The 20918-nt window shown below is 25.7% G+C and carries 13 protein-coding genes; 1 reads left to right on the top strand and 12 read right to left on the bottom strand.

Annotated features, from left to right (window positions below):
* Position 1: 1 nt before the first annotated feature.
* Genes T405_RS00345 through T405_RS00375 form a run of 7 tightly spaced genes read right to left on the bottom strand, consistent with a single transcriptional unit; the run spans position 2 to position 10950 of the window.
* Positions 2-2266 carry an MSC_0620 family F1-like ATPase-associated subunit gene (locus T405_RS00345; protein ID WP_036429948.1) on the bottom strand — a complete coding sequence of 755 codons (2265 nt, stop codon included), beginning with the start codon at positions 2264-2266 and terminating at the stop codon, positions 2-4.
* A complete protein-coding gene (locus T405_RS00350) occupies positions 2259-2711 on the bottom strand; it encodes an MSC_0621 family F1-like ATPase epsilon subunit (protein ID WP_051619505.1) in 453 nt (150 codons plus the stop codon). Before T405_RS00350 ends, T405_RS00345 begins: the two co-directional genes overlap by 8 nt.
* A complete protein-coding gene (locus T405_RS00355; RefSeq protein WP_036429950.1) occupies positions 2711-3610 on the bottom strand; it encodes an MSC_0622 family F1-like ATPase gamma subunit in 900 nt (299 codons plus the stop codon). The genes T405_RS00350 and T405_RS00355 overlap by 1 nt, the downstream gene beginning before the upstream one ends.
* Positions 3610-4110, bottom strand: coding sequence for an MSC_0623 family F1-like ATPase-associated protein (locus T405_RS00360; RefSeq protein WP_036429953.1), 501 nt, complete (start codon positions 4108-4110; stop codon positions 3610-3612). Before T405_RS00360 ends, T405_RS00355 begins: the two co-directional genes overlap by 1 nt.
* A gap of 1 nt (position 4111) precedes the next feature.
* On the bottom strand, positions 4112-5719 hold the full coding sequence (locus T405_RS00365) for an MSC_0624 family F1-like ATPase-associated membrane protein (protein WP_036429955.1): 1608 nt from the start codon (positions 5717-5719) through the stop codon (positions 4112-4114).
* A gap of 7 nt (positions 5720-5726) precedes the next feature.
* A complete protein-coding gene (gene mip, locus T405_RS00370) occupies positions 5727-8696 on the bottom strand; it encodes an Ig-specific serine endopeptidase MIP (RefSeq protein WP_036429957.1) in 2970 nt (989 codons plus the stop codon).
* Between the two features lie 10 nt (positions 8697-8706).
* Entirely contained in the window at positions 8707-10950 is a 2244-nt protein-coding gene (locus T405_RS00375) for a putative immunoglobulin-blocking virulence protein (RefSeq protein WP_036429959.1), read from the bottom strand.
* A gap of 179 nt (positions 10951-11129) precedes the next feature.
* On the opposite strand from T405_RS00375, the gene T405_RS00380 reads away from it, so the two are divergent.
* Positions 11130-11963: a Cof-type HAD-IIB family hydrolase gene (locus T405_RS00380; protein WP_036429961.1), complete on the top strand. Its 834-nt coding sequence runs from the start codon at positions 11130-11132 to the stop codon at positions 11961-11963.
* A 36-nt stretch (positions 11964-11999) separates the two neighbouring features.
* On the opposite strand, the gene T405_RS00385 is transcribed toward T405_RS00380, so the two are convergent.
* From T405_RS00385 to T405_RS00405, 5 genes are all read right to left on the bottom strand, one after another.
* Positions 12000-13988 carry a transglutaminase domain-containing protein gene (locus T405_RS00385; protein ID WP_169734319.1) on the bottom strand — a complete coding sequence of 663 codons (1989 nt, stop codon included), beginning with the start codon at positions 13986-13988 and terminating at the stop codon, positions 12000-12002.
* A gap of 70 nt (positions 13989-14058) precedes the next feature.
* The gene (pgmB, locus tag T405_RS00390) at positions 14059-14730 is read right to left on the bottom strand and encodes a beta-phosphoglucomutase (protein ID WP_036429965.1); all 672 of its coding nucleotides are present in this window, start codon (positions 14728-14730) and stop codon (positions 14059-14061) included.
* A complete protein-coding gene (locus T405_RS00395) occupies positions 14723-17104 on the bottom strand; it encodes a glycosyl hydrolase family 65 domain-containing protein (protein ID WP_036429967.1) in 2382 nt (793 codons plus the stop codon). The genes pgmB and T405_RS00395 overlap by 8 nt, the downstream gene beginning before the upstream one ends.
* A 7-nt stretch (positions 17105-17111) precedes the next feature.
* Positions 17112-18746, bottom strand: coding sequence for an alpha-amylase family glycosyl hydrolase (locus T405_RS00400; protein WP_036429969.1), 1635 nt, complete (start codon positions 18744-18746; stop codon positions 17112-17114).
* Complete coding sequence (locus T405_RS00405) at positions 18746-20764, bottom strand: alpha-amylase family glycosyl hydrolase (protein ID WP_036429972.1); 2019 nt, start codon at positions 20762-20764, stop codon at positions 18746-18748. The genes T405_RS00400 and T405_RS00405 overlap by 1 nt, the downstream gene beginning before the upstream one ends.
* Positions 20765-20918 lie beyond the last annotated feature (154 nt).

Consider the following 20918-nt stretch of genomic DNA (forward strand, 5'->3'; position numbering starts at 1 on the left):
ATTAAATTCCTTTCATTCCTACGCCTAAAAATACTGCAGCAATAATAATTACCATTGCTAATGCTATACCCATAATTAAGTATAATCCTTTAACTTTTCTTGATTTATTTTTTAAGTTAATTAATGCAGCTAATGCGTTTATAATTGTTCCTATTGAACCTAATGCTAATAATACATATCCAAAAGTTTTTAAGGTATTATTATTAGTATTAACTTCATCTGTTACTTCTTTTTCCATTTTTGCATAAGCATTTTTAAATATATCTAGTTCAGATAGTTGTTTTGTTTCTGTATTTTCATCTGAATTAGGTTCTGTTTGACTTTTTGGTGTTTCAGAAGTAGTACTATCTTTTGTTTTATTTATTTCTTCAGTTAAATCTTTAGAATTAAATAATTCATAAAGTGTTTTCATATTATTTGATACAGTTGTTAGTTGACTAATATAATTTTCATATCAGTTTAAAACATTAAATGTTGCTTGTGATGGTTGTGCTAACTGTTTAAGTTTGAAAACATCAATTTCTAATTTATTGTAAAATGAATTTACTATACTTGTTTTAAAGTTTAATGATTCTAAATTCTTTTCTAATGTTGCCTTAATTTTTGAATCTGTGTTTTCTATACTTTCTTTAACTCTATCTAACATACTTTCATAACCATTAGCTAAATTAGCATAATAACCATAATTATTAATTCTAGAAGATTTTAAATTACTTGTTACATAAGCTAAAAAAGTGTTAATAGAACTTTCTACATTGCTATTACCTTCTTTTAATCTACCAATATCTTGTGAATCAGCATATATGTTTAGGATATTCTTTTGTGTTTCAATATATGTTTTTTCTTCATTTGAAAAATCCACACCTTTTGCTACCATTGCAAATAACGGATTGATTAGTTCTTGGTATCTTAAATCTTTATAATTGATTTTTTCATCCAAACCAACTGCTTTATAAAGTTTAATAAAGTGATTTTTTAAGCTTTTAACTTGAACTTCATATAAATATTGAAATTTTATTGATTTGTCATTGCTTGCATATTCTTTTACTACAACTGAATAACTTCTATGCAAGTCATCTTGGTTAGAATCTTGAATTTTAACAACAGCTATTAATTGATTATTTTTAACTTCTAAACTTTGAACAGAATAAACATATCTAGTATTAATAGGATTATCAAAGAAAAATATTTTCTCTTTGCCTTCATTGTTTGAAGAATCAAATAGATTTTTTAAATCCGTAATATTTTTATTTAAATAATTATATGTTGGTATTGGACTTAAGATTGGTAATGATAAAATTTGTTCTTCTGGGTCTACTGGTTCAGTTGGTTTAGTTTCATCCGGATTTGTTAAAGGTGGTTTTGGTGGTTTTTCAGGATCATCTGGATTTGGTTGTTCTTCACTTTCTTCTTGAATTTCTATTTCTTGATTAGCACTTAAATCAAATGCAGTATATCTTGGTTTTATTTTGCTTATAAAATATTCATTTCAAGAACTAAAATCTTTAGGATTTGAAATTGTATAAACATATTTATCATCTATTTTTTCGAATGTAACATTAAAGTCTTCTTCAATTAATGTTAAATCTTCTGGATTGTAGAATACAGAACCTAAATCTGAACGTAATTTTTCTCCATATTTAGCTAACGCTTCTTTTAATTTATTTGGTGTAATTGCATTAACTTCTGGTTGTGATGAAGTTTTTCTTATGTTTCCATTACCCTCTACAGCTTTAACATAATCAGTTGGATCTTTTAATCCTAACTTAACATTTTGGAAATTTTCACCATTAAATGTTACTTCACCATAATTCAGCTTAGTTTCTTCAGAAATAACTCTTGGGAAAATTGCATTAATTCCATATTTTAATGGATTTTGATTAATATCTGCTTCGTTTTCCTTAACAAATGAAATTAATTGATTTAAATAAGTTAATCTACTAATTTTTTTCTTGTAATCATATGGGGCAGGTTCTCCATTTTCATCTTTTTCATTTACCTGATCTTTTTCAGAAACAACTTTATTTAGTTCATTTTCTAAATATGAAATAGCTGTTTTTAATGCTTGAGCTAAATTTGTTGCCGTTGCTTCTTGTGCTTGATCTTTAAATTTAGGAAAATCATTAGATAAAACAGGCGGAGCTGGTGGTTTATTTGTATTTGGTTGTGTATTAGTTGTTCCAGGTTCCATTGATAAGGCTATTATAGGAGAAGATAATACTCCTAATAAAGAAAGGTTTTTTATTCATTTATTTTTTTTATTCATAATTCTCCCTTTCTTTAATATTTAATAGTTGTTTTAATTCATATTCATATAATAAATCAGTATATTCTTCTAATTCAATAATATCATCAATAGATAAACCTAAATATAATGCAGTTTGTAATTTAGAAATTTCTTTTTTTAATTCTTTAATTTCTTGTTTATAGTTTTGTTTATGTTTTGAATGTTTATAAAAATGAATATCAGAAAATGATTTAACCAGAATTTCTTGTCCGGTATCAACTATATTTAAATTTTTTAAGAATAAATAAAAAGTGTTATCTTTTTCTTTATTATGCAACTTAATTAACATTCTAGAAAATGCACTGATAGATTTATCTGTAATTTTAATTCAATCTAATTCTTCATTATGATTTAAATATAATTCATAATTTTTTAATTTTAAAACTTTATTATCTAAGAAAGACATAATAATTTTTTTAGACATTATTTACCTTCCTCAAAAATTGTTTTCTTTTTCTTTGTTAGTAAAACAATTTCTTCTATTTGTTTTTCTTGTTTTACACGATTTATTTTTTTAGATACTTTAATGATTTCTTCATCTAACTGTTTGCTTTTTTGATTTGTTGAAACTAAAGCGTTTTTAGCATTATAAAACGATGATTCTACTATTAAAGCATTTATTGCATTTTCTAAAAAAATATGAATTTGATTTTCTATAAAACCTTCAATATTAGGATAGATTTTATATGTTTTAATAACAGAATCTAAACTATTAGTATGCTTAATATTTAATAATTTATCAACATCAAAATTATCTAAAGGTAATAAGGTAAATGGTTTTTTATAGTTTTTATTCGAATTGATTACAAAGTGTACTTTTTTATATGTACTATCTAAAAATAAGATTTTAGTTAATTGAGTAAGAATTTTTGCTAAACCTTTATGAGAACTGTTCTTGAATTCTTTAACTACACTTAATTTATTTTTTGCACCAAATTGAATGGCTCTTTCTCCAATTAAAATAAAATCAGCATTTTTGTTTTTTATATTCTCTAATATTGTTGTTTCATAACGTGTATATGAATCAGTACCGTATTTTTGTTCTTCAGTTAAATATATATAAAGTTCTTTGTCTTTGATTAGAATTTTTTGAAAATTGTTTATTAATTTACTATTTTGTGAACTAACAAAATTATTTTTAATACTATATTTATTTTTTAATGCATTAATTAATTGAATATTAAGTAATGAATTATCAAGGTAAAAAGATAATTTTTTAGTTAGTTTCATAATTGTTATCAAAAGAATATTTTTGTCATTATTGACTTTAACCCTAATGTTTTCTAGGTTATTTTTCTTTTGAATTATATCTTTTAAATGCATTAGATTTTAGCGGTCAATGATTTATCAAAGAATAATTTTAAAGAACCGGTTTGAGAAGATACAAATAAAATCATTTTAGGTAAAAATTCAACAAAATATGATTCACCTAATAATTTTCATATTTCTTTATTTAATTGTTCAACTATTACCTGAAAATCAGATGTTGTAGAACTTGTTAATAAAAAACCTTCGTTTGAACTTGATTCAGCTGAACTTAATGTTGGTACAAGTACATTTGTACTATACTTAGGAACTAAATTGAAATTAACTGTAAATTCATCAAATAAAATATCATACTTGTTTGCTATAGCATATTCAATTTGTTCAGATAGATTTTGAAATTCAGTTGAATTAAAACTTGAATTAATTCTTAACAAAATAGAAGCCAACAACTTTTTATAAGAAATAAATTTAGAATCTTTTTGTATTTTTTTATAATCAGCATACAAATCAAATAATTCTTGAGTTTCTGTTGTTAGTTCTTTCTTTTGATTACTCATTTTACTTTACTCCTTTTTTTACATAATTACTAAGCGATTCAATTTTTTGTAATGTAATAAATATATAAACAATAGAACACATAAAGAAACCTAATAATAATGCAAAGTTTATAATTGTAATAATTTTAATAATAGATATTGGTGTTGGTACAGAAACTAAAACAAAGTTATTTTGAGCAACTAGTACTTGATTTAATGCAAATGTAAACATTAATAATGTTTGTAATGAAATAGATAATCTTAAGAATCCTGAAATTCATTTATTAATTCCTTTATTTGAAACTATGAAATGAATATAAATTAATATTGAAACTATACCAACTACAAAAATATTATAAACATATTGATTTGAACTTTCAATAACAAAAACTGAGATAACCAATAAAGTTCATAATATTATTTGAGTTAAAGTCATATATATAGCAAATACTGTGGAATTTTTATTTACTCTTTTGTTAAAGTGAACAACAGTAAAATAAATAATTCCTACTATAATTGCACTAAAAATAAATAATAAATAAAAATAATTATAAATTTCACTTTCTCCAATTACATTTGTTCTAATTTTAATGGTCATAACTTTAAAGAAAGCCAACAATAAGAATACAAATAAAGTTATGTTTAATACATATTTATCCTTTGAATTAGATTGTAATAAATTTTTCTCAGAAACTTTATAAACTTTTTTAATATTAGCACCGAATAACGAAATACCAATAAATAAAAAGATCGCTATAACTATAAACAGATTTGAAGTAGATTTTTGATTAAAAATATTTTCTAATCCTTCAAAATATTTGTTTTCATCGAATAAATAAGTATTAGGGTATTTATTAAATTCTGCATTTCCATTTCTTCATAAGAAGATATTAATTAAAATAAATGTCAATAAAATAAATTGTGATACTAGTTGAATAATTAAAGAAGAATATGAAGAATATAGAACTGGTTCAGATTTTCTTTTATAAATATGATTATAAATTTCAAATGATAAATTAACTAAAAATAAGGGAATTAAAATTAAGAATAAATACATCACATCTTTTGCTCCATAGGGAACAGAGGTGGTAATAGTATCAGTAAAAATTCCTGTGTTTGGATCTATTTTACTTGAATCTAATTGATTAAGTTGTTCTGGTGTTAAATTTTTTATATCAATGGTTCTTGTAGATTGAGATGAATAATCAATATAAAAGAATAATAAAAATAATGAAATTAATGCTAAAGCAAAATATAAAACATAAAAGGTTGCATATTTATTAATTTGTTCTTTTTGGGTATTTATGTTTTTATAATTTTTAAATATTGAATACAGAAAGACAAATATTAAAGGACTAAACCTTAAAATAATCGTTGCATTCATTTGTCTAAACTGTGTATTTTCAAAATTAAATAAAAATTCTAGTGGGTATTTAGCTACTTCAGATCTTAAAATTTTTGCATGGAACAATGACTTATCCATAAATAAAAATAACATCAATGAACCAATTGCTAAAAATCCAATTAATAATCATTTGTAAATAGAACTCAAGGTATTATATGATTTAGAACTTAATTGATTTCTATAATCAATATAAAACCTTCTATTTTCTAATGTAATAGAATTCATTTATCTCCTAACTTTCATTTGTTTTTTTAGTTGTTTCATATGTTAATATGTTTTCTGTAAAATTATATTCACTAGGTATATTTGTTTTTTCAAAACCATCTTTAAATAATCATGTTTTTGTTATACCCCCACCATTTGTTTCTTTAGATAATTTTAACATTGCATCTCTATATGAATTTTTTTGGTCTTTTCCACCACCATAAATTAAGTCATATTGAGGTAGATTATAAGTTCCATATAATCCTTTATAATCATATCCTTCTGATCTAAAAGCAGCAGCTAAACCTGTTCTGGCACTAATATTTGATGCATGATATACACCAACTAATTCATTTCTTTGATTTCTTACACTAGAACCAGAAGCACCTCCTCCTGGAGCATATCATCTAGGTGTGTATTCTAAACCAAAATTAATATAATGTTTATTATCTTGAGTAGATATATATAAGTTATCTAATGGATTACTTTTTGAACCAATAACAGGCGCAGATAAGAATGCATCTGTAATACCTGGTTTATCTATAAAAGTTCTATAACCAATGTTATATGATAAGAAATTACCTCTATTTAATTTATCTTTTTCTGATTTTTCTGGTTCATCTTCACCTAATTGTAATTTATAAAAATCTTGATCTGCATTAATTCAAATAGTGTTGTAATATTTTGCAACTCTATCTAAATTATCATCAATATGCGTTTCAAGATAATAATCTCTTCATTTACCGGAATTTGCTAATGGATAACCTAAAATAAATAATTGATCCAATTTACTTCAATCATATGTTTGACTCTGTGTTTTATTTAATGCTAAAGGAAAATCTATTTTGGCATAGTTTTTTAAATATGATTCATTTAAAAACTTAACTTTTTTATCATCTGATAAATTTTTATAATCATTAGTTATATGTTTTGCATAATCACTTGCAGTTGCATTTGGATGTGCATTTTGATATGAACTTAAATCTGCTTTAGAAAAATCTATTTCTAAGATAGCAAAATCAATGAATTCCTCTGCATCTTTATATAATTCTTTTTGTTTAGTTGCTAAATAATCTGCTGGCTTTTTATTTAGATAATCTCTTCCATCAAAAACTCTCCTAATTGTAGAACTATCTAAAATAAATGTTTCAAAATTATCATCTAAACCAACAAATTTAAGTTTATTTAAAACTGGACTAACATCTTTTTTCATTCTTGATATGTTATATCCTTTAAATAAACCAGGAATCATTCCATCTGCTACGTGAAGATTTGTCCCGAAATAAAATTTGGTAGGATAATCTTCTCCATCTTTTATTTCATAATCCATCAATCACATAGTTCCACGGACATCACTTTGTTGATTTCCAAATAAAGCAAGTTGATCTAAATTAGGTTCTTTATCTATTTTTGCTTTTACTCTATCCTTGACATCTTGTGGTAATGATGATGCATCTACATTTTTTTTCATTTGATTTCTGTATGTATTTATATAATCAGTATAAATTCTTGCTGCTGCATCTACATTATTATTATTTTCAATTTTTAATTCATCGAATACTTCTAATTTAACTTTTTCTCTTCAATTTGCATCCGGATTATCTGTTAAACGCTTTAAAAAGAAGTCTCTTCTTTCAGTATTATTAATTTTCTTAATTAACTCTTTTAAATCTTCTTTATTAGTTAACAATCTCATTACTTCATTACGTTCACTTTCAACACTTGAAGCTAAATATGAACTAAAAGCTATTGAATATGATTGTTTAGCTATATCAACATAGGTTGTATTAGGTAATTTTCTTGCCAATCCTGTTGCACGATGCGGGTCTTTTTTACCGAATGCATCAACTCATGATGCTAAATTACCAGGATCACTTTGAGAAATAACTAATCCATCTAATGTACCATCTGTTTTATAAGCAGGAACTCCAAAACCTTTGAAAACCGAATCTGAATATGAACTAACTCCTACTTCTTGAGCTTTTGTATTAAATTCTGTTACTTTAACATCTGTGGTATTTTGCAATTGTCCATTTCTTAATGATTTTCAATTTCCACCATCTCTTCTAGAAACAGCTTCCACAAACTTATTGTTATCATACTTATAACGATCTAAATGATTTTTCTTTAAGTATTCAACTAATTCATTTCTTGGTGGTTCTGGTGATATAGTAATTATTCCGTCACTACCTGATTTAAATCCTGTAACTTTAAATGATTTGGTTATTTCATTTATATCAGTGTTTGGATTGCTAAATCTAACAAATATTTCTACTTCACCTTTTGAATTGGCAAGATTTTTATCATTGTTTTCTAATCTTATATTTGATAATTGTGCTTTTATTTTTGAAGCATATTCTGAATTAACTCTAACTTCTCAATTTGCACTATCTTCTACAACTTCAGAAGGTAATGTTTCTGATTTTGGTTTAGAAAAACCAAATCCTATTTGTACTAAATCAAATTCAACCGATTCTTTTGCATTATTAACTATGTTTTGAAATTCTTGATTGTTAACTTCTGCTTCTTCACCGGTTAATTTCTGTTGATTATTTAAATCATTTTTTATTAACTCAATTAATTGAGATAATTTTTCTTTATCAACTTCACTTTCTATTCTTGCTAAATAATCTTTTTTATCTCTTAAAAAAGATAATTCTTTTTTTGCTATTTCTTTTAATTGCTCAGGAGTAGAATTTTTGATTTCTTCTTTTCTTTGATCTTCAATTGCACCTTTTATACTGTTTATAACTTGCTCTATTTCTTGTATAGAACTAGCAGTAGTAATATCAGCAGATAAAGCACCACTATTATTTTTTAATTTTCTTATTAATTCTCTTGCTTCATTTTTTTTATTTTCTAAAGCTACTGGATCATTTTCATTAGAATTTGGTTTTGGCCCAGGTTCTTGAGAATTATCACAAGCAGCAGATAAAACCATTAATGAAGTAATAGGAACACTACTTGCTCATAAAGTAATAAGTTTAAACTTCTTCATATTTACCTTTCTATGTAATTACAAAATCATCTTCTGAATAATCAACAACAGTATATCCTTGACTTCTTAATTGTTGTTTTAATTCTGTTGCTCCAGGATCTACTTTAATTGTTGTTTTATCAAGTGATTGAGATAAATCCATTAATAATGTTAAATTGGTTAAACCAGAACCAAATAAAGTTCCTACACCTTTAATATAAAGATATCTAGTAGATTCCTTGTTAGAAAATTCAATTTTAGTTTTAGGTGGACCTGGTTCACCTATTGCCATATTTTCAAAACCAGCTGAGTTTAATTCTGAAACATCAATGTCAAAGTTTTCAGAATTATTGTAAAGTCATAAAGTTTTTAATTTTCTTGATTTATTAGAAGGTTTAAACATATCAAAAAATTTTAAACCTTTAAGGGACCTTAGTGATGGTGCTCTCGATAAATCTAATGCAGTTGGATAACTATTATCACCCTCATTATGGTCTGGACTTAAACCTGGACCATGATTACCCTGGAAAATTCCTTCATTATTACGAGAAAAATATGCCAATCTCAAACCATCATTAATTCTTTTGTATGGATCTTCTTCACCTTTTAAATAATCAGAATCTTCAAATGCTAATGCATTAAAGGTTATACGTGTTGGTATATTTGTATTAGCTGGATTTTCCTTACTTACATTATAATCAATTGTATTAACTCAATTGGTGTTTCTTAAAGCTAGAGGATTTAAACTTCAATATTCTAAGAGTGAATTTCCTTCTGTGTATAATGAAAGTTCTTTAATTTTTTTATTTTCAAGAGCAATGAGTGCAGATGTATTAGCTGCAGATGCATCAAAAAATAGTTCTAATTGTCTTAATTCATTAGGTAAAACAGATAATATCTCTAAAAATTTTTGATTTGAAGATGTTTTACCCATATTAAAAATTCTATAAGAACTAATTTCAATTCCTTCTTTTTTAAAATCTTCTATTAAAGTTTTAGTTCTTTGGTATGCTTTTGGGTCTGCTGAATCTAACTCAACAACATAACCTCTATTAAAATCATTTGGAATTTCGGTATCCCTTGTTAACTCAAAAATTTGAATCCCTCTTATGTCTTGGATATTAAATTTATTGAACTTCTCTTGATTTTTAACATTAGTTTTAGTTCAACCATCATATCTACCTTCTTTAATATTAGAAGGTGATCTACCATATCATGTATCATAACCAAAAGCACGCTTATGTTGATTATCTCTTATTCTAAGTGTTGTAACAGTATTAAATTCATCCGGTGGAGAATATGAATGTGATTCCCATTCTCCATTTTCTGTTATATATGCATTTCTTGGATCAAGAGTTTCACCTTTTTTCAAGAAATTCTCTGCTGCAGATGATAATTTAGTAAATAACGAAAAATCTAAATTATTAATTAATCAATATTCTCTATAAGTTTTATTAGGGTGATTTTTAATTTCTGGATACATTGGTTTTGCATCTTCCTTTAAGAAATTAACAACATTATCAGAATTTATTAAACGAGAAAATTTATAAACATAATTAGTTCAATTATCAGGTTGCTGTCTTAAAAAAGATTCTAATTGGTTTAAATCATTATTATAATGTTGTAAGACAGAAGTAGCTAAACCAAATGTATCATTTGGGTTACTTCTTTTGAATACAAATTCTTGAGCAGTATCACTAACTACTTTTCTTCTTAATTCATCTGTTACTTCTATACTATTTAATTTACCAGTTAATTCAGCTGTGTATGGTTCATTATTAGCAATATTATTAGCAACATCATAATCAAAAACTGTTCTTGGTCTACCCTTAGTAATACTTGCCTTAACACGAACACCTCTTATTAATATAGTTAATTCATTACCACTTTGTTTAGGTGGTTGAATAGGTTGAGGTTCAGGGATTGGATCTGGTTGTGGAATTGGTTCTGGTTCTGGTTGAGGAACTGGTTCTGGTTCTAAAATAATAATAGGTGGTTCTGGTTTGGGTTCTCGTTTGGGTTCATCTACCAAAATGGGTTTTGGTTTAGGGATTTCTTTTAAACCAATATCTGTATTGAATTCTCTGGCTTTATTTAAATCCAAGTTGTCTTTATTGATTAATTCTGCTTTTAAAGAATCATCGATAACAAAATTCTTAGAATTTATTTCTCCCAGAGTTTTTTGTAAAAGTGTTCCGCTAATAGAAGCAATCACAACAGTAGATCCAAGAACTATTGTTAACATTCTTATTTTGCGTTTTTTGAATAAATTCATAATCACCTCCTAAAAAGTAGTTGAATATATATATATATATATATATATATCGATTAGAATTTCTCTTCTTTTTTATTTTACTATTTTTTTAAAATATGAAATAAAATAAAAAAAAATTATTTGCTCTTATATTTATAAGAAAAAAATTTATTTTACGTATTTATATATATAATTTATTTATGAAAAAAGAAGAAATAAAAGAAGTAAAAAAACCTAAAATAATTTTTATTGACTTAGATGGAACAACATTAGATGGACCAGGAGAAAAATTCTGACAAAAAGAAGCAACAGAATATACTAAAAATGTTATTAATAAATTACAAAAAAGTATTCCCGTTATAGTTTCAACTGGTCGTGGGGTTAATCCAAAAACACAAGCAATAGTTAATAGTTTTGGTTCATCTACATATATTGCTTGAAACGGTGCTAAAACTGTTATTAATGGAGAAGTTGCTCACTCTAATTCTATTCCAAAAGAAATAGCAAATGAGTTATTTGAAGAAATAAAAAAACATAAATGTTTTGTTGTGTATGATTCAAATCCTCGTGATAATGCTTATACAAAAAATAAAATATATAAATTATTTATGAGTTTTGGTAAAAAAACAGCAAAAAACTATTCTGAATATAATAAAAATTTTGAACCATTAAAAGCGTTAGTTTGATGTTTATCTAAAAATAAAATAATGAAACTATACCATGAGTGATCTAAAAAATTTGAAGGTAAATTAAATGTTTCTCTTAGTGGAAGTAATAATATTTTAGAAATAACAAATGTTGGAGTTTCCAAAGGTGATGAAGAAGTTAGATTATGTAAATTATGAGGAATTGACCCTATGGAAGCAATGCATATAGGTGATTCTAATAATGATGCAAGTACCAAAGGAAAAATAGGTACTTTAGTTGCTATGGCTAATTCACATCAAGATCTCAAAGATATAGCAGATGATTTTACTGAATTTACTTGTGATGAATCTGGTTTAGCTAGATATTTAGAACAATTTTTAAACTAAAAAAATAACAGAATTTGAAGTTCTGTTATTTTTAGTTTATTTGTCTATTCTATAAGTAAAACCTTTTTGTTTAGCAAAATCTGAAATAACTTGATTAAATTCCTTAGTTATTAAGGTAACATGATTGATTTGATTAAAAGCATATGGACTAATAGAAGTTATTGAATTCGGTAAATGTACTTCTCTTAGATTATTTAATTGATTAAATGTGCTTTCAGGAATGCTTGTAATTCCTTCTTCTAAAACTATTTTATTAACTCTATCTTTAAATGAAAACTCTTGACCTTGTAAATTAACTGTTCCTTTAACAAAATATTCTCTTAAACCAGCAGGAACTGAGATTATTTGTGTAAAATCGTTATTGTATAAGATTCCTTTGTATGAAGCAAAAGAGTAGTTTCCGGATTCAACAACTATATTTGTTAAATTGGGTGTATTAAATATTTCTTTACCATCTCTTAAATCACTAGTTTCTTTAGGAATAACTATTTCGGTTCTTGGGTTTTGACCAGGAGTAGAAAGAATTTCAATGAAATTATTTCTATATAAAATTCCATCTCTTGCAGAAAAATTAGGATTTTCTGAATTAACTTCAAATGAAACTAAGTTGTGACTTCCACCCCTATAGCCTATACGATTAACATATCTACCTACTGATAATGTCTTTACTTTGTCATTATTGAATAAATCATTAAAAATAGATTCTACTTTAATATTTGAAACAGTATCTGGAACTATTGTATTAGGGTTTGTTGAATTAAAAACAGATAATCCGTGTCAATATCTATATTGAATACCTTCGTGATTTGTAGATAAATCAATTATGGTATCAACTCTATGATCTGGAGAAATTGCTTCTGAAGATAAATTGTAATATTTATTATTAACTGAACCTCAAGTAGCATCAGAGTGGAATCATTCATGTGTCTCAGGATCTTCAACTATATTCCACTGATGAGCACCTGCTGCAGATCAACCTGCAACCATAACATTTTTTATTCCAATAATATCTAGCATAGCTTTGTATAAAGTACTATAACCACCACATACAGCGACTAATCTTGTCATAACTTCATGAGGTTCAATAGCGGGATGTGAAGAACCTGTTGCGTATTTAACATTACTTGTTATTCAATCAAAGATTGCTCTCATTTTTTCTTTTAAAGTCATATTAGAGTTTTTAATAATATGACTGTTAACAAACTGTCTAACTAACTCCTTTTTTTGGTCTGTATAGCCATTTTCTGTAACACCTGGTACTGAAACACTACCAGCAAATTTTGCAAATTGAATTGCTTGATTATTAATAAAAGCATTTGCAGCATTAATAGTTGTATTATTTGATTTTAAACTTCTATTAATTGCATCTAACTCTGGATAATTTTGTAGTGGGTCTAAATCTGCAGCGTCTTTATCTACTTTCTGTGCATTTTTATCAAAGTTTCCAACTGCATATGTAGGTTTAGAATCACTAGTATTTTTTAAATTGTTAATTAATTCATTAATACGTTTAAATTCATCTATTGTATATGAATTTAAACTTTCTATTTCTTGTAAATTATCAAAGTTTAAATTAAAATACTTAAGTTTTTCCTCAAGTTTATCTAAATCATCTACAATTGCTTCATATTTATAAGTTGCTTCTTTTTTAATATCATTTCTCTTAGAAATTACAGTTTCTAGATTTTGGTGATAATTTCTAATTTGAGTTTCAAATCTTTGTTGATTTTTATTATCAATACTTGTTTCTGTTTTTTTAGGTTCCGATGGTTTTGGTTCTGATATTGGTTCTGAAGTTGAATCTGCGGGTTTTTCTGGTTCTTTTTTATCCTCTATTGATGGTTCTTGTATTTTTGCATCATGATTATTTGGTGCTTTAGGGGTTTCTGATGGTTTTTTTTCTTCTTCCGGTTCTTTGTTAATAGTTTGTTTAACTTCTTCTTTACAACTTGCAGTAAGTATAATTGGTAATGTTACTGATGTTAAAAATAAACCTTTAGTTATCTTGCAATATTTTTTAATCATAATATTAAATATTATCATTTTATTTTATTAATTAAATTAAAAATAATGATAATAAAACATAAACTTTTGTTTATGTTTTATTAAATTTATTAATAATAAAATCAAAATCTAAATCAGAAGTAGAATTTAAAATTAAATCTGCTTTACTGAAATCTTCATTAGAACCATTTGTAATAGCTATTGCAAGCATTTGAGCATCCTTTATACCTTGTATTCCAGCTATTGCATCTTCAAAACCAATACACTCACTTGTTTTTAATCCAATTCCATTAGCACCTGCTATAAAGATATCTGGCGCAGGCTTACCGTTTTTAATGTAACCAGGATATACAATATAATCAAATAATTCAAATAATTCAAGTTTTTTTAATATATTCGGAGCATTAAAACTACTTGAAGCAATAGATAATTTAATGTTATGTGATTTTGCTTTTAATAAGAAATTTTTAATATTTGGTAAAACTGAATCTTTATTAATTTCTGTATTTAGTAATTCTTTATATAAATTATTTTTAATTTCACAAATATTTAATAATTCTTCTGTAGATAATTTTAATTCTGGTTTTTTTAATTTTATAATTTCTTTTAAGGTTTCTAATCTAGGTATACCACGAAGTTTTTCATTATCTGCTTCAGTATAATCTATACCTAATTTTTTGACAACTTCTTTTCATGATTTATAGTGTAATACTGCTGTATCAGTAATAACACCATCTAGGTCAAAAACAAATCCTTTAATCATTTTTTACCTCAAATGTTTGTCATTCATGAGTAATTTTTGTTTTTTGATTATTTATATAGATAAATCCTCTGAATTTTAAATCTGAAATTAATTTAATTTTAAAATGTGTTTGCTCAACTACTACTTCAAACAATGCACTTTGATATCTAAATCTGTATGTTAACTTATTTCATTCATTAGGTATTTTTGGATCTAAATATAACTTATCATTATGCCAATCTAAACCGCCAAACCCAAATACAATCATTTGATAAATAGCTGCTAAAGAACCAGCATGAATTCCAGCATCTGAAGTATGCATAGCCGGACCTAAATCGATGTTAATTCCATATTTAAAAATTTTGTATGCTCTTTGTATCATTTTTAATCTTGCTGCTTCAATTACATATGTTGCAGGAGACAATGATGAATCATGGGTTGTAATTGGTTCATAATATTCAAAATTAGCCTTACGAACTTCTTTAGAATATAAATGAGGTAATATATTTAATAATAAAACTACGTCTGCTTGTTTTACAAGTTGAGCAGATAATAATTTATTACCTTCTTTGGTATTAAATAATTTTTTACCTGCATCCCCTAGCATTTGAAATTCAGAAACATTAAGTTTAGGTAGTTTTAAGAATTGATCATTTTCAGCTATGATGAAATCCTTGTTTGGAACTTGTTGAATTAATTTTTCAGAAACTTCTTCTAGTTTAGATACATTAATTTTGTAAGGTATTTTCTTTTCAATTAAGTGTCATAAACCAACTTTATGTTTTTTAAGATATCTAATATATTTCAATGCTAAATCTATATTATGTTTAGCAAACATATTAATATATGCATTATTATCAATATTACCCTTATATTCATTCGGTCCCATTACATCTAAAATTGCATATGAACCATCTTCTTGTAATTCTGCTCTATTTGAATAAAAAATAGCAGTATCAATAATCATTTCATAACCCATTTGTTCCATAAATTTCTCATCACGAGTTACTTGGTAATATTGATTAATAGCATAAGCAACATCTGCAGAAACGTGAATTTCTTGTCTTCTAGAAGCAATTGGTACTTGTTTTCCTGTTACTACATCTGCTTGACCTCAATATGGACAAACTTCTCCATCTGTAGGTCAAGCCATTTCTCAAGGTATTTGTGCACCATGTAAATTACTTTCTTGTGGTCTTTCTTTAATTTCTTTTGCTTTTTCTCTGGCACCCTTGATACCTTTGTATCTATAAGTTAATAAATTACGTACTACTCTAGGATTGTTAAATAAATAAATTGGATTTATAAAGAATTCTGTATCTCAATATGTATGTCCTTGATATCCTTCACCTGATAAACCTTTTGCTCCAACATTCATATTTGTAGAGTGTCTAGGAACAAAACCATTTAAATGAAAAATTCCAAAGTCTAAAGCTAATGAGTCGTATTTACTATCTTGACCATTCCCTTCGATGTTCACATAGAATTCTTTTCATACTCTTTGGTGCATTTTTAATATTGATGCATTTTTTAAAGAATCATAACTTTGTTTTAAGAGTTCATTGTGTTTTTTATCAGCATTTTCTTTAACTTGTGCTTTTCTTAATAAATATTTTTTTGAATCAACTGACGTATGAACTGACATTAACTTTTCAAGAACAATTACATCACCTGCAACTGCTTTAGTTTTAAGTTTAAAACCGACATATCTACGTTTCATTTCAACAACATAATCATCATTTCCACCTTCTATCAGTTTTCCATTTACATAAAACTTAGTGATTAAATTGTGAATTGCTCAACGTTTTGTTGTTGTTGTGTGTTGCTCCATTTGTAATGATTCAGTTGTGGGACGACTTTTTAGTCCTTCTCCAAAATGTTGAGTTCCTGAATTTGTTACTTGTCCATTAATTGCTGGTTTTAAAACTATTTCTACAGGTTGATTTTCTGTTGTAGATAACACCTTAATTTCTATTTTTTGTGAATAAACATTAGCATCATCTCTAGAAACAAATCTTTCAAAAGTAAATAGATACTTTCCATGACTCCTTTCTACTTCAACTGTTCTTTTTAAATATCCATCACGAATAAATAATGTTTTATTATATGAATCTCTTTTTTTAACATCAAATGTAATACCATTAATTAAAATGGGGTTAGTCATTAAATCAGCTAAATTCGCTAACTCAGGTACATCATCTTTGGTATCTTTATTAAACATACCATTAACAAAAAAGTCTTCTTTGTTATATGAAGTTTTCTCTTCATCTGCACTACGTATTCCTAAATAACCATTACCTAAAGCAAATATACTCTCTGTTTTTGCAGTTACTGATTTATCGAACTTCACCTGGGAAATTCTTTTATTTTCTAAATCATATTTTAAAAAATCCATTATGCTCCTATTCTTTTATTAAAATACCTTCGTATGGTCTAAATACATTAACTACATTTTTTTGATCTTTATAAGTTGATAATAATTGAGTTCCTAAATTAATTTTTTGATGAACTTCTTTATCGGTTAAATTAATATATACAGTTAATTTAGTATCATTAAATGTTCTTGATATTTTAACCAAAGCATTTTCAGTTAAAGAAATTTCTGATTTACCTAAAACAAAAACATCTCTGTATTCATTTTTACGCATATCAATTAACTTTTTATAAAAGTGGAAAATACTTGTTTTGTCTTTTAATGCATTTTCTACATTAATATATTCTTTATTTTTACCTAAATTTAATCATGGTTTATTACCTGCATTAAATCCTGCATTAATTGTATTATTTCATTGCATTAATGATCTTCCAGCGTCTCTTGAATTAATATTTAAATATTTGATAAATTCTAATTCACTATATATTTTTTGTTCATCTACTAAAGATTTGAACCCATTATGAATATCAACATCTTTAAATTCGTTTCTTGAATTAAATTGAGTGTTTAGCAATCCAATTTCTTCACCATAGTATAAACATGGAATACCTTTTAAAGTTAACAACATTAAAGCGTGTGCTTTTGCACTTTCTTCTCTAAATATTCCTTCATTTCCTCACCGTGAAACACTACGTGAAGTATCGTGATTAGATAAAAAATTAGTAAACATATGTGGTTTTATATTTTCATTGTGTTGGAATGGTTGTTGTTGGTATACAAATTCTTTGTAATTTCAGTTTGCATCATAACCATTTCTTCCTGTTTTACCTCAACCTATTCATCATCAAGCAAAATTGAAGTAATTTTGTGAAACTTGATTTTGTCCTGAACCATATTCTAATAATTCTTCTGCAGTAATTCCTGAAGCTTCTCCTAATGTATATGCATCGGGTTTGTTTGAAAAAGCTAATTTATTAAATTCTTTAAGAAAATCTACTGCGCCATCACATCAAGCAAAATAAGGATTACCTTGAACATTATCAAATGTTTTTGCCACATGTTTGATAGCATCTAATCTAAATCCTCTAACACCTAAGTCATATCAAAAATTAATAACATCAACCATTGCAGCGATTGTGTTCGGATGAGATCAATTAAGGTCAACTTGTTCTTTTGAAAATAAATGGAAATAGTATTTTTTAACACTGTCAACATATTCTCAAGCAGAACCACCAAAAATACTTTGTGCTTGTTTTTCTTGTTCTGTTAATTCTTTTCTTCAAATAAAATAACTATGTTCAATATTGTTTTCTGATTCAGAAGCTTTTTTAAATCATTCATGTTCATTTGATACGTGGTTTAAAACTATATCCATAATTATATCAATACCTAATTCAGATGCTTTTAAAGACATTTCTTTAAAATCTTGTAATGTACCAAATTGTTTTCACACAGACTTGTAATCTAATACATCATATCCTGCATCAACAAAATGTGTATCGTATGTAGGACATAATCAAATTCCGTTAATACCTAATTCTTTTAAATAAGGTAACTTTTCTGTAATACCTTTTAAATCACCATCTCCATCATTATTAGAATCATAAAATGATCTAGGAAAAATTTGATATAAAATTTTGTCTTCTAATTTAACTGTTTTCATTATTTTTTCTCCATTAAGATTGATGAATTAGGTAGCAATTCACCTTTTTTAAAATTAATTCTTGAACTAAATAAAATTTTATCTTTTGCAGTATATTCATATTCATAAGTTGAATTTGAGAAATTATGTAAAACTTGGAATAGTTTATTATCTTTTGAAACTTCAAAAATTAAAATACCATTCTTCACATCCACAGTCTTAAATTTTAAACTTTCAAATATTTCAGAATTCGTACCTAACCTAAAGTGTGGTGTTTTATTTCTAAATTTATTTAAATTTGAAACAAAATCAAAAACATATTCTTTAACTAATATATTGTCTAAGTGATTTCACTTTATCCCATTTACATAATCTGTTGTTTTATATGAATTTGGATGGAATGAATTTTTATATGGTTGTTCATTGAAATCATCAAATGGTGAGAACATACATTTTTCTGGTTCTTCACCTGAAACATCACAAGGTTTAGATTGTAATAATTCAGTACCTGCTAACATAAATTGTCTACCTTGAACTAAAACTGTCATCATTAAAGCCTGACGATACATTTCAATTCTTTCTAAAAAAGAAACATTTTTATTTGCAGTAATGTTTATTTTATCTCATAATGTAAATCCATCATGACAAGCAGAATATGCTAAATTAATTGATATATCGTTTGCAAATAATGAATAGTTATCACTTGCAAATTTAAATTCTTTAAAGTCAAAATCTTTTAAATTACCAGGAACAGATGTAACATATTTTTTAAATAAGTCTTTGTCATACTTAGTAATTAAACCAGGTTCTATGCTATTGTGTTCAGGTCCTTTTATTGAATCTCTTAAAGTATCATTAAAATAACCGAATGCTATGTTATTATCTGTCACTCCTTTAACATAAGAACTTTTGTGGTTTAAATCTGTAAATTTTCATGCTTCGCCATGTAAGATTATATTTGGATTAATTTCTCTTAGTTCTTTTGTTAATTCATCTATTGTTTCCTTGTGATGGAAACAAGATAAATCAAATCTAAATCCATCTATATTAAATTCAGTGGCAAAATATTTTAATGAATCGATTATCAATCTTTTAACCATAAATCTTTCATCTGCTAGAGGTGGATAGATAACAGGTTTATGTTTAGCATTGTCACGATAATAATATCCGGGTATGATATTGTTAAATATATTATTGGTCATCATATGATTATAAACAACATCCATAATAATTCCCACACCCTTTTCATGTGCTTTATCAATTAATTCACGAAATTCTTTAATTCTATTATATGGATCTTTTGGATTGGAACTATAAATTCCATTTATAGAAAAATAATTATGTGGATCATATCCTCAATTATAATTAGTTGTTCATTTATCACCTTGATTTTTTAACAAAATACTGTTATTTAAATCATTTACTGTGTATGCTGAATGTATAGGTAGAAATTGAACATGTGTCATTCCTATTTTTTTAACATAATCAAATAAATTATTTTCTAGTAATGAATTAAATGTTCCTAATTGATTTTTTAATTCATTTTGGTTTTTTAAACTTGTAAAATCTCTAACATGTAATTCATAAATAAATGAATCTGTATGATTGTTTTTTGTTCATTTTAATTTTCTAGGTTTTTTTCCTGCTAACTTAGAATCAATATTAACTAAAGCACCAAAACCTACTTTTGTTTCATCTCCTTGCCAATTAAAAGGTGCTAAAGAAATAGCATAAGGGTCTAAACAAATTTTAAATTCATTATTTTCGTCTCATATTTTATATTGATAAAAATAACCTTCGTATTCTAATGGAATATTTGTTCTTCAAATTACATCAAGTTTTTGTGAAGTAAATTTATAAACTTCCTTTGATAAATCATCTGGACTATAAACTAATACTTCTACCCTTTTTGCTAATGGTTGTCATATTTTTAATTGAATAAAATCTTTTAAAAATTTAATTCCTAAATCTGGCTTTTTATATGCAAATTTTTCATCAAAATCTTTAAAAAATTGTTTGTTTTTTCCTTGAATATTCATATTTATAATTATAATGTTAAAAAGAGTATTTAATTAGGTCTTTTCTATTTTCTTGATATATCAAAACAAAAAGAAAAAATAACTTTAAAAAGTTATTTTTTTGATTGGTTTTTGACTTGTTTTATTCTTTTTTGTGCTTGAAAATAGAATTAAA

Source organism: Mycoplasmopsis felis ATCC 23391, assembly GCF_000701865.1.
Taxonomy (GTDB): Bacteria; Bacillota_I; Bacilli_A; order Mycoplasmatales; family Metamycoplasmataceae; genus Mycoplasmopsis; species Mycoplasmopsis felis.